At 62.3% G+C, this 12217-nt stretch carries 6 protein-coding genes and 1 rRNA gene; 4 read left to right on the top strand and 3 right to left on the bottom strand.

Going from position 1 to position 12217, the window contains the following annotated elements; all coding sequences use genetic code 11:
- Positions 1-1421: ribosomal RNA gene (locus tag E8A46_RS15285) — 16S ribosomal RNA — on the bottom strand; the annotation flags it as partial.
- Positions 1422-2290: 869 nt separating this feature from the next.
- On the opposite strand from E8A46_RS15285, the gene E8A46_RS15280 reads away from it, so the two are divergent.
- On the top strand, positions 2291-4342 hold the full coding sequence (locus E8A46_RS15280) for a M23 family metallopeptidase (protein WP_291562109.1): 2052 nt from the start codon (positions 2291-2293) through the stop codon (positions 4340-4342).
- Positions 4343-4519: 177 nt separating this feature from the next.
- Positions 4520-6142, top strand: a complete 1623-nt coding sequence (locus E8A46_RS15275) for a hypothetical protein (RefSeq protein WP_291562107.1) — start codon at positions 4520-4522, stop codon at positions 6140-6142.
- A 130-nt stretch (positions 6143-6272) separates the two neighbouring features.
- On the opposite strand, the gene clpB is transcribed toward E8A46_RS15275, so the two are convergent.
- A complete protein-coding gene (clpB, locus tag E8A46_RS15270; RefSeq protein ID WP_291562104.1) occupies positions 6273-8912 on the bottom strand; it encodes an ATP-dependent chaperone ClpB in 2640 nt (879 codons plus the stop codon).
- A 329-nt stretch (positions 8913-9241) separates the two neighbouring features.
- Between clpB and E8A46_RS15265 the strand changes: the two genes are divergently transcribed.
- Positions 9242-10027 (top strand): MOSC domain-containing protein, encoded by a 786-nt coding sequence (locus E8A46_RS15265; protein ID WP_291562102.1) that lies wholly within the window; start codon positions 9242-9244, stop codon positions 10025-10027.
- A 197-nt stretch (positions 10028-10224) separates the two neighbouring features.
- On the opposite strand, the gene E8A46_RS15260 is transcribed toward E8A46_RS15265, so the two are convergent.
- A complete protein-coding gene (locus tag E8A46_RS15260; protein WP_291562100.1) occupies positions 10225-10917 on the bottom strand; it encodes a TIGR02594 family protein in 693 nt (230 codons plus the stop codon).
- A gap of 256 nt (positions 10918-11173) precedes the next feature.
- Here E8A46_RS15260 and E8A46_RS15255 point away from each other — a divergent pair, with 256 nt between their 5' ends.
- A complete protein-coding gene (locus E8A46_RS15255; protein WP_291562098.1) occupies positions 11174-12037 on the top strand; it encodes an alpha/beta hydrolase in 864 nt (287 codons plus the stop codon).
- Positions 12038-12217 lie beyond the last annotated feature (180 nt).

Raw genomic sequence — 12217 nt, 5'->3', positions numbered from 1 at the left:
CTACCGTGGCCGGCTGCCTCCTTGCGGTTAGCGCACCGTCTTCAGGTAAAACCAACTCCCATGGTGTGACGGGCGGTGTGTACAAGGCCCGGGAACGTATTCACCGTGGCATGCTGATCCACGATTACTAGCGATTCCAACTTCATGGGCTCGAGTTGCAGAGCCCAATCCGAACTGAGACGGCTTTTTGAGATTTGCGAAGGGTTGCCCCTTAGCGTCCCATTGTCACCGCCATTGTAGCACGTGTGTAGCCCAGCCCGTAAGGGCCATGAGGACTTGACGTCATCCCCACCTTCCTCGCGGCTTATCACCGGCAGTCTCCTTAGAGTGCTCAACTAAATGGTAGCAACTAAGGACGGGGGTTGCGCTCGTTGCGGGACTTAACCCAACATCTCACGACACGAGCTGACGACAGCCATGCAGCACCTGTCTCCGGTCCAGCCGAACTGAAGGACTCCATCTCTGGAGTCCGCGACCGGGATGTCAAGGGCTGGTAAGGTTCTGCGCGTTGCGTCGAATTAAACCACATGCTCCACCGCTTGTGCGGGCCCCCGTCAATTCCTTTGAGTTTTAATCTTGCGACCGTACTCCCCAGGCGGAATGCTTAAAGCGTTAGCTGCGCCACTAGTGAGTAAACCCACTAACGGCTGGCATTCATCGTTTACGGCGTGGACTACCAGGGTATCTAATCCTGTTTGCTCCCCACGCTTTCGTGCCTCAGCGTCAGTATCGGGCCAGTGAGCCGCCTTCGCCACTGGTGTTCTTGCGAATATCTACGAATTTCACCTCTACACTCGCAGTTCCACTCACCTCTCCCGAACTCAAGATCCTCAGTATCAAAGGCAGTTCTGGAGTTGAGCTCCAGGATTTCACCTCTGACTTAAAGACCCGCCTACGCACCCTTTACGCCCAGTGATTCCGAGCAACGCTAGCCCCCTTCGTATTACCGCGGCTGCTGGCACGAAGTTAGCCGGGGCTTATTCTTGCGGTACCGTCATTATCTTCCCGCACAAAAGAGCTTTACAACCCTAGGGCCTTCATCACTCACGCGGCATGGCTGGATCAGGCTTGCGCCCATTGTCCAATATTCCCCACTGCTGCCTCCCGTAGGAGTTTGGGCCGTGTCTCAGTCCCAATGTGGCTGATCATCCTCTCAGACCAGCTACTGATCGTCGCCTTGGTGAGCCGTTACCTCACCAACTAGCTAATCAGACGCGGGCCGATCTTTCGGCGATAAATCTTTCCCCGTAAGGGCTTATCCGGTATTAGCACAAGTTTCCCTGTGTTGTTCCGAACCAAAAGGTACGTTCCCACGCGTTACTCACCCGTCTGCCGCTGACGTATTGCTACGCCCGCTCGACTTGCATGTGTTAAGCCTGCCGCCAGCGTTCGCTCTGAGCCAGGATCAAACTCTCAAGTTGGACTTGAAACTTCAAACCGGCTGATCACAACGTTTGACGAGGTCCCACCATATTTATTGAACGCGATTCACATCGCGAACAACGATGGTGTAACCTATGTAAACGTGTACCGCCGAAGTCTTTCGTCCAGCCTCAATACTTCAAAACCCAAGTCCTAAAACTCAAGTCTTCAAGTAATCGAGACTCGCAAGGACTCCGCCGTCCACGTTTCTCTTTCTTCATCTTCACTTGTCAAACAGCCCGGGGTCCGAAAACCCCTCTCCCGTCGCGGGAGCCTTGCTCTGGAAGTCCTCCCGGAGGAGCCTTCCGAAGACCCCACTCGACGGCAAATGACAACCGATTGGCATCGGCTGTTGATTCACTCATCCTAGTGAGGAGCTTCACGGGCACGAAAACTTGCCTTGGCCAAGGGCCAAGACAGCGCCGCGCTCAGTGGGCGGTTTATAAGCCTGCCCGATCGGCGTTGTCAACGGCTGTTGTCAACAAATCGTCGCATCACCCAACAGAATCTCGAACCCCGAAGAAGCCCCGATTTTTAGGGACTTTGCGCCGTACTTGAGCCACAATCCTGCGACGTTCTGGGGTTACGTAGGTATTGAATCGCCGGGTGCCAGTGGGGGCTGCCGGCATTCAGATACTGGGGGATCGGCGATTATTCATCAACCCGTCGCCTTTTCCTTGCGGACGAGAAGCATCGAAGAGATCTGCACACCATCAGCGTTCGGGATGTCGGCCGTTCTCGCGGCCTTTGATTCACGAACATCCATGCGGTACGCCGCGCTCCCAAATCTCCCCTTCAGCGGGCGGATGCGGGCCAGGAACGGGCGCGGATCTGGTCGAATGTCGATGGAATTTGGGGGGACGGTGGTTTGAACCACAGGACGTCACGCGGGGGCGGTTACGGGCGCGAGACCGGGATCATCGATCTTGGTCATGAGCCGCCGCTATCCGTTGACGGCTCCGAGGCCGCGGTGATCGATCGCCGCCGTGTCTCCGTGCAGTGGTTTAGCGGCACCATCCTGACCGGTTTATGCGGCGCAGCCCTGATCGGCGGCGCCGTTTTTGCGTCGCTCGACGGCGAAATGACGTTTGCCAAGGTCCCCGAACGGGTCGAGGGCGCGCTGCGCGGCGCGTTCGGTGCCAACGACCACACCGCCAGCCTGCACAAGAGCGATCGTCTGCCGCCGCCCGGCGAGGCGACCGCGGCACGCAACGTGGTGCGGGTTTCGACGGTCACCCGCGTCGGCAACCGCGACGTCATGCGGGTGCGGCCGTTCATCCGCATCTCCGGCAATTTGTCGATGACGACCAGCGATCTCAGCGCCAAGATCCCGCCGTTCAACGCCCAGCGCATGCTGAGTGACGTCGGCGCCGCCGCGCCGGCCGCCTCCGACGATCCGAATAACGCCGACGCGGTCGAACCCGATGCCGAGGTTTCCTTCGTCACCAAGGACCTCGCGCCGGTCCTGCCCAAGGCCAAGATCGCCGCGGTGATCGCGCTCGACGAGGTTCTGATGCGGGTCCGCGATGCCTCGAACTGGCGCGGCAATGGCGGGGTCCGCTACGCCGCCCTCGCCAATGCCACGGCCGACGCCAGCGGCGCGCAGTCCGGGCTGAAACTGGCTTACGCCACCGAAGGCACTTCCTCGGATCCCTATGCCGGCTTTGAAACCCGGGTGGTCCCTGAAAACGTCACCTTGCTACCCAAGACGAAAGATCAGATCACCGGCGGCAATCCCACCGGGGAACGCGTTCATATCGTCAAGAAGGGCGATACCGTCACCTCGATCCTGCGCGAGCAGGGTGCAACGCCGGAAGACGCCAAATCGATCGCCACCACGCTCGGCGCCCGGGGCCGCGACGGCGGGCTGAAGGAAGGCCAGAAACTTCGCATCCTGATGGCGCCCGCCGGTCCGGGCCAGCGGTTGCAGCCCTATCGGGTGATCGTCGCCAATGATTCCGCCGTTGAAGCGGTGGTCGCGCTGTCCGATCTCGGCAAATACGTCGCGGTCGACGTCCAAAGCATGAACACCGTCACCGATACGGCCGACAACAGCGACGATGACGATGACGACGGCACCGGCGTGCGGCTTTATCAAAGCATCTACGAGACCGCGCTGCGTAACAAGGTGCCCGCCGCCGTCATCGAGGACATGGTCCGGATCTACTCCTACGACGTCGACTTCCAGCGCAAGGTCCAGCCCGGAGACTCCTTCGATGTGTTCTTTGCCGGCGAGGACGAAGGCTCCAGCATCACCGAAAAGACCGAAGTGCTGTTCGCCTCGCTGACGGTCGGCGGCGAGACCAAGAAATACTATCGTTTCCAGACCCCCGACGATTCCGTCGTCGACTTCTACGATGAGACCGGCAAGAGCGCGAAGAAATTCCTGGTCCGCAAGCCCGTCAACAACGCCATCATGCGATCCGGTTTCGGCAGCCGCCGCCATCCGATCCTGGGTTACGTCAAGATGCACACCGGCGTCGACTGGGCGACCCCCTACGGCACGCCGATTTTTGCTTCCGGCAACGGCGTGGTCGAAACCGCCGGCTGGGAAGGCGGCTACGGCAAATACGTCAAGCTGAAGCACAATAACGGTTACGAGACGGCCTACGGGCACATGTCGGCCTTCGCCAAGGGGCTGGAGCCCGGCAAGCGGGTTCGCCAGGGCCAGGTGATCGGCTTCGTCGGTTCGACCGGGCAATCGACCGGCGCCCATGTCCATTATGAAATTCTGGTCAACGGCCGCTTCGTCGATCCGATGCGCATCAAGCTGCCGCGCGGCCGCTCGCTCGACGGGCCGCTGATGGCAAGCTTTGAGAAGGAACGCGATCGTCTCGACGCCATGATGAGCAACCGCGGCGGCGGCGCGGCGCGGATCTCCGATGCCACCGGCGGCGTGCGGCAAACCAGCAACCGCTGAAGCCCGCGAATATCAGAACTCCCCGGTATTGAACTGACCCCGCTCCTGCGCGGCAGGTCTTTTGCGCGGCATGTCTTTTTTGTGGCCGCCCGTGCCGTCCATGGCGGCAAGTTTCGTTTGCCAAACCGCCGATGCAGACGAATACTCGCCCGATATAAAAAATCGGGAGGCAGCGTCATGACGAGCAGGATTGCACTGTATGCGGCTGTCGTAGCGACAGTCTTTTGTAGCGTCGATGTATCGGCGCAGACATATGAAGTCACCAAACTCGTTCCCGGCTCGGCGTTTCACGGCGTGCATGGGCTTGGAATTGACAAAGCCGGGCACATGTTCGCCGGCAGCGTTGCGGGAGCCGCGCTCTACGAAGTCGATCTCAACAATGGCACCGCGAAAATTGCGATACCGACGCCCGAAGGCATGGCGGACGACATTGCGTTTGCGCCTGACGGCACCATGGCCTGGACCGGTTTTCTCACCGGTGACCTGTACTCCCGCAAGGGCGACGGCCCAATCAAAAAGCTCGCTTCCGGCCTGGCCGGGATCAACTCGTTGGCGTATCGCAAGGACGGCAGGCTTTATGCCTCGACCGTGTTTCTCGGCGACACCCTCTACGAAATCGACGTCGAGGGGGTCAAGCCGCCGCGCATGATCATGGAGAAGATGGGCGGCCTTAACGGCTTCGAGTTCGGGCCGGACGACATGATCTACGGCCCGTTGTGGTTCAAGGGCCAGGTCGTCAAGGTGGACGTCGACAAGCCCGAGCTGACGGTGGTCGCCGACGGCTTCAAGACCCCTGCTGCGGTCAATTTCGACTCCAAGGGCAATCTGTGGGTCGTCGACACCGCGACCGGCCAGCTGGTTCGGGTCGATCCCAAAACCGGCGCGAAGAAGATGGTCGCGCAGCTCAAACCGTCGCTCGACAATCTCGCGATCGACGACCAGGATCACATCTACGTCTCCAACATGGCGGATAACGGAATCCAGCAGGTCGATGCCGAGACCGGCGCCGCCAGGCAGATCATCATCGGCAAGCTGGCGCTGCCCGGCGGCATCGGCGTCGTCTCCGATAATGGCAAGGACACCATCTACGTCGCCGACGTATTCGCCTATCGTACCGTGGATGGCGCCACCGGCGAGGTCTCGGAGCCTGCGCGGATGCACGCGGCCGGCGTAACCCTGGAATATCCGATGAGCGCCACCGCCAAGGGCGACGACGTGATCCTGTCGAGCTGGTTTACCGGTACCGTCCAGGTAATCGACCGCAAGACCGGCGCAACGCGCGAGATGATGCACGGTTTCAAGGCGCCGCACGACGCCATCCGGCTCGGCGACGGCAGCTTCCTCGTCAACGAGCTCGGCGCCAAATCGCTGGTCCGCGTCAGCGGCGAGCATGGCAAGGACCGCACGGTCGTGATCGGCGATCTTGCGGGGCCAGTCGGACTGGTCGGCGGCCCCAATGGTGCGGCCTATGTCACCGAAGCCTTTTCGGGACAGGTCTCGAAGGTTGACAGCAACGGCGAAAAAACCGTGGTCGCCAAGGACCTGAAAATGCCTGAGGGCATCGCATTGGCGGGTGATGGAAAATTGATCGTCGCCGAAGTCGGCGCCAAACGGATTATCCAGATCGATCCTGCGAACGGAAACGTCACCGAGATCGCGGGCAATCTGCCGATCGGGCTCAAAGGTGCGCCGGGAGGATTGCCGACCAACATTCCGACCGGCGTTGGGGTCGGGGCGTCCGGCACGATCTACTTCTCGTCCAACATCGAGAACGCGATCTACAAGATCGCGAAAAAGTAAATTCTCACTCGCGCGACCGCGAGCCCAGCCCGAATCAGGGCGTCTCGTCGTTGGTGACGGGGATCTGGACACAAAGCGATCATGCCCGGGACAAGCCCGGGCATGACGATGTCACAACACAACGGCAATCTTAATTCAGCTTCCGTTTCGGCACCGGCGCCTCGAACTGGGCGATCTCGGCGGTCTGCGGCGCCTTGCCGTTGAAGGTCAGCACGTTGCCTTCGGTTGAAATGGCGACGCAGTCGCCGTCCCTGACCTCGCCGGCAAGGATCATCTCCGCCAGCGGATCCTGCAGATTGCGCTGGATCACCCGCTTCAGCGGCCTGGCGCCATAGGCCGGATCCCAGCCCTTGGCGGCCAGCCAGTCGCGCGCGGCGGCGTCGAGCGTGAGCGTGATTTTGCGCTCCTCCAGCAGCTTCAGCAGCCGGCCGAACTGGATCTCGACGATCCGTCCCATCTCGCTCTTCTGCAGCCGATGGAACAGGATGATCTCGTCGACGCGGTTGAGGAATTCGGGCCGGAAATGCGCCCGCACCGTGCCCATCACCTGCTCGCGCACCGCCGAGGTGTCCTCGCCTTCCGGCTGGTTGACCAGGAATTCCGAACCGAGATTCGACGTCATGATGATCAGCGTGTTGCGGAAATCCACGGTGCGGCCCTGGCCGTCGGTGAGGCGGCCATCATCCAGCACCTGCAACAGCACGTTGAAGACGTCGGGATGGGCCTTTTCGATCTCGTCGAACAGCACCACCTGATAGGGCCGCCGCCGCACCGCTTCGGTGAGCGCGCCGCCCTCGTCATAGCCGACATAGCCCGGAGGCGCGCCGATCAGCCGCGACACCGAGTGCTTCTCCATGTATTCGGACATGTCGAGGCGCACCATCGCGGTCTCGTCGTTGAAGAGATATTCGGCCAGCGCCTTGGTCAGCTCGGTCTTGCCGACGCCGGTGGGGCCTAAGAACATGAACGAGCCCATCGGGCGGTTCGGATCCTGAAGTCCGGCGCGCGAGCGGCGCACCGCGGTTGCGACCGCATGCACGGCTTCGGCCTGACCGACAACACGGTTGCCGAGGCTGTCTTCCATTTTCAGGAGCTTGTCCTTTTCGCCTTCCAGCATCTTGTCGACGGGCACGCCGGTCCAGCGCGAAACCACCTGCGCGATGTGGTTGGCGGTGACCGCCTCCTCCATCATCTCGCCGGCGTTCTCCTTGGCCTCGATCTCGACCAGCTTCTTCTCCAGCTCGGGAATCCGGCCGTAGGCGAGCTCGCCGGCTCGCTGGAATTCGCCGCGGCGCTGCGCGTTGGCAAGCTCGATGCGAAGCGCGTCGAGTTCGCTCTTCAGTTTCTGCGCATTCGACAGTTTGTTCTTCTCCGCGCTCCAGCGCGAGGTCAGGGCCGCCGACTTCTCCTCGAGCTCGGCGAGTTCCTTTTCCAGCGTGTGCAGGCGGCTTTTCGAGCCGGCGTCGCTCTCCTTCTTGAGGGCTTCCTGCTCGATCTTGAGCCGGATGATCTCCCGGTCCATCGAATCGAGCTCTTCGGGCTTGGAATCGACCTGCATCTTCAGCCGCGCCGCCGCCTCATCCATCAGGTCGATGGCCTTGTCGGGCAGAAAGCGGTCGGTGATGTAGCGGTTGGACAGCGTGGTCGCGGCCACTAGCGCGGAATCGGTGATACGCACGCCGTGGTGCTGCTCGTATTTGTCCTTCAGGCCGCGCAGGATCGAGATGGTGTCCTCGACCGTCGGCTCGGAGACGAAGATCGGCTGGAACCGGCGCGCCAATGCCGCGTCCTTTTCGACATGCTTGCGATACTCATCGAGCGTGGTCGCGCCGATGCAATGCAGTTCTCCCCGCGCCAGCGCGGGTTTCAGCAGGTTGGACGCATCCATCGCGCCATCGGCCTTGCCGGCGCCGATCAGGGTGTGCATCTCGTCGATGAACAGGATGATCGAGCCTTCGGCCGAGGTGACCTCCTGCAGCACGGCTTTCAGCCGCTCCTCGAACTCGCCGCGGTATTTCGCGCCCGCGATCAGCGAGCCCATATCGAGCGACAGCAGTTTCTTGTCCTTGAGGCTTTCCGGCACGTCGCCGTTGAGAATCCGCAACGCCAGACCTTCGACGATCGCGGTCTTGCCGACGCCGGGCTCGCCGATCAGCACGGGATTGTTCTTGGTGCGGCGGGAGAGCACCTGGATGGTGCGCCGGATTTCCTCGTCGCGCCCGATCACGGGATCGAGCTTGCCCTCGCGCGCCGCCTGGGTCAGGTCGCGCGAATATTTCTTCAGCGCGTCATAGGCGTTCTCCGCCGTGGCGCTGTCGGCCGTGCGGCCCTTGCGCAGGGCTTCGATCGCGGCATTGAGGTTTTGCGGCGTGACGCCGCCCTTGCGCAGGACGCCGCCGGCCTCGCTGTCCTTCTCGAGCGTCAGCCCGAGCAGCAGCCGCTCGACGGTGACAAAACTGTCGCCGGCCTTCTCGGCGGCTTTTTCCGCGGCATCGAACGCGCGGGCGAGATCGGGCGCGAGATAAACCTGTCCGGCGCCGCTGCCGGAAACTTTCGGCAATTTGTTGAGCGCGTCCTCGGTGGCTTTGAGGATCGCCCGGGAGTTACCCCCGGCACGGTCGATCAGGCCGCCGGCGAGGCCCTCGGCGTCGTCGAGCAGCACCTTGAGCATATGCAGCGTCGAGAACTGCTGGTGGCCGTCGCGCACCGCAAGCGATTGCGCCGACTGGATGAAACCGCGCGCGCGCTCGGTATATTTTTCGATATTCATGTCATTCCCTCAGCCTGCCGCGCGGCCCCGGGGCGCGATCAGCAAAAGTGGTTCCCGGTTTTGCGTCCGATCGCGCCCCAGATCTTAAATTGGCGCGTGATCTGATCGCGAAACCGCCAACACTTTCGCGGATCACGCGCGAAGCACCGCCACGGCATCTTCATTGGGTTTACGCGGGTCCGCATTGACATTCCTCAACCGGCCGCGACCGTCACCGACGCTCACGCCGGCTTGGGGCAAATGTGGGAAGGGGTCCGGCGAATCGGAAGAGGCTAATTCACAAATTCGTGTGCGGTGGCGCCCGATCCCGGAATCTCCTAAAAAGCCGGATGTCCCCGAGCCCGCCCGCGCAAATCGCCAGCCTTTACCGCTATCCGGTCAAGGGCCTGACCCCGGAACCGCTGCCGCAAGTCGCGCTTCAGGTCGGCCAGACCTTGCCGGCCGACCGGCGCTACGCCATCGAAAATGGCCCGAGCGGCTTTGATCCGCTGGCGCCAGGATGGCTGCCCAAATCCCAGTTCCTGATGCTGATGCGCAACGAGCGGCTGGCGGCCTTGCGGACCCATTTCGACGACCGCAGCAATCTCCTCACCATTCGGGAGGGCGATCAGGTGGCCGCGCGCGGCGATCTGGAGACGGCGGCGGGCCGGGCCGCCATCGAGCAGTTCTTCACGGCGAATTTCGCCAGCGACCTCAGGGGGCCTCCGAAGGTCCTTTCAGGCCGCGGCCACAGCTTTTCGGATGTTGCCCGAAAAGTCGTCTCGATCATCAATCTTTCCAGCCTGGCCGCCATCGAAGGCATCGTCGGCCAGAGCGTCCATCCGCTGCGGTTTCGCGCCAATCTCTACGTCTCAGGCTGGCCGGCCTGGCACGAATTCGAGCTGCTCGACCGAACGCTCGTGATCGGCGACGTCCGCCTCAAGGTCGTGAAACGGATCGTCCGCTGCGCGGCGGTCAACGTCGATCCCGACCGTGCCGTGCGCGACCTCGAGATCCCGCCTGCGCTGATGCGCCGGTTCGGCCACGGCGATTGCGGCGTGTATGCCGAGGTCATCGCCGGCGGCGCCATGGGCGTCGGCGATGCGATTGCGGCGGAACAACCGCGGCTGGTGTAGGCGTGGCACGCTCTCTGCTCCCTGGCCCCGCTTGCGGACTCCTCCCTCCCTTGCCCCGCTTGCGGGGAGAGGGTTGGGGTGAGGGGGACTCTCCACCGACCGAACTCGCGGAAACTCCCCCTCACCCGCCCGACTTCGCTGCGCTTCGCCGGGCGACCTCTCCCCGCAAGCGGGGCGAGGTGAAAAGCCACCAGGCGTCAGCCCGCCGGCATGACGTAGGCGTAGATCCGGCCGCGCGAAATCGGCGCTTCCCTGACGCGGTTGCCATTGTTGCCGGAGATCATGATCGGGTTGCCCGACGCGTCGACGCCGGTGATGATCCCGACATGCCCGCCGCCGCGCCGTCCCATCACGGCGATGGCGCCCACCTGCGGTCCGGACAGGCGTTGACCGTAGCTGGCGAACGAGCGCGCCATGTCCGAGCCGGTGCCGCGATAACCAGCATGCTGCAATACCAGGTTCATGAACCGTGCGCACCACAGCCTGCCGCGGCCGGTCGGGTTGCCGCCGAGGTAACGGCGTGCTTCGGCGACCACGTTCGACGAACCAAAACCGCCGGACATGCCGGTGTCGCCGGAGAGCGTGCTCGACGGCAGGCTGGCGTTGGCGTCGGCAAGGCCGCGCGAATTCATCTGTGCGACGGCGCTATCCCAGCGCGAGCCGCGCGCGATGCCGCGATGATGATGGGTGGCGAAATGCCGCCTCGCATGACGCTCATGCGCGTAGTGCGCGGCGCCGTGATGAGACCTTACCGAGTGAATCCTTCCTGAATGAGATCTGGCTGAAGCCGGAGTGGCTGAGGCGACGATGGCCGCCGAGCAAAATGCCAACGCGACGACACGAGGTGAACCGATCCGAAACGACCGGAAGAACGCAATCAACTGAACCATACTTACTCCTGTTTGAGCCCCCACACTGAGCCCCCGTCAGGCGACGGCTTGGTGCGCCGCCGCATTCGGAAGGCCCCGTTAAGTGTCGCGATGTGGCGACAGCAAGGCAGCACGCGGCGCTGGGCGCATAGCTGCAAGGTGATTCCTTGACGAGGGAACCGGTTCCCGCCTCAATACAACGGGAACTTTCAACGCGCAGTTCGTGTATTCGGCTCACGCGAATCGGCCCAAAGACCGAAAGAGGAGACTTTCCAAAATGCCCCACGCCACAACCAGCGACAATGTCCGCATCTATTTCGAGGAGGCGGGCAGCGGAACGCCCATCATCTTCCTGCACGAATACGCCGCCGATCACACCAATTGGGAGCCGCAGATGCGCTACTTCTCGCGCGGGCATCGCTGCATCGCCTATTCGGCGCGCGGCTATACCCCCTCGGATGTGCCGCCATCACCGGAAGCCTACACCTACAAGCATTTCTACAGCGACGCGCTCGCCGTCCTCGATCATCTGAAAATCGCCAAGGCGCATTTCGTCGGGCTGTCGATGGGCTCCTATTCCTCGCTGCAGGTCGGCCTGAACGCACCCGGGCGCGCGCTGTCGATGACGCTCGCCGCCGTCGGTTCCGGCTCTGCCATCGAAAATCTCGACGCCTTCCGCAAGCAGTGCCGGGCCAATGCCGAGCAATACGACACCATCGGTTCGGCCGAAGTGGCGAAAGCGACGCGCGAGGCGCCGAGCCGGATTCCGTTCCTGCTGAAGGATCCGCGCGGCCACGCGGATTTCTACAACGCGCTGGCCCGCCATGATGCCAAGGGTTCGGCCAACACCATGCGCAGCTTCCAGGGCGGGCGGCCCTCGATCTACACCCTGACCGACGCGATCCGGAAAGTCGGCACACCGGCGCTGATCATCTGCGGCGACGAGGACGACGCCTGCATCGAGCCGAGCCTGTTCCTGAAGAAACACCTTCCGGCAGCGGGGCTGGCGATGTTTCCCAAATCGGGTCACGTGCTCAATCTGGAAGAGCCGGCGCTGTTCAACGAAATGGTCGAGCGCTTCATCGCGCTGGTGGAGGCCGGACGCTGGGGCGCGCGCGATCCGAGGTCGATGACGCCTTGAGCGCGATCGTCATTCCGAGGCGATGCGAAGGCATCGAACTACGATGTGCAATTGCACATCGGAGAATCCAGTGCGTAGCAACCATTAAAGCACGGCAGGCATTTCAGTCCATGGCGTTCCACGCTGGACGACGGTGTTGGCGTAGATCAGGAGCTTTCTTGCACAGGCAATGAGAGCTGA

The sequence above is a fragment of the Bradyrhizobium sp. genome (genome assembly GCF_004799445.1).
GTDB lineage: Bacteria > Pseudomonadota > Alphaproteobacteria > Rhizobiales > Xanthobacteraceae > Bradyrhizobium.
The sequence above is the reverse complement of the archived record's forward strand: the minus strand, read 5'-3'. Positions and strand labels throughout refer to the sequence as shown.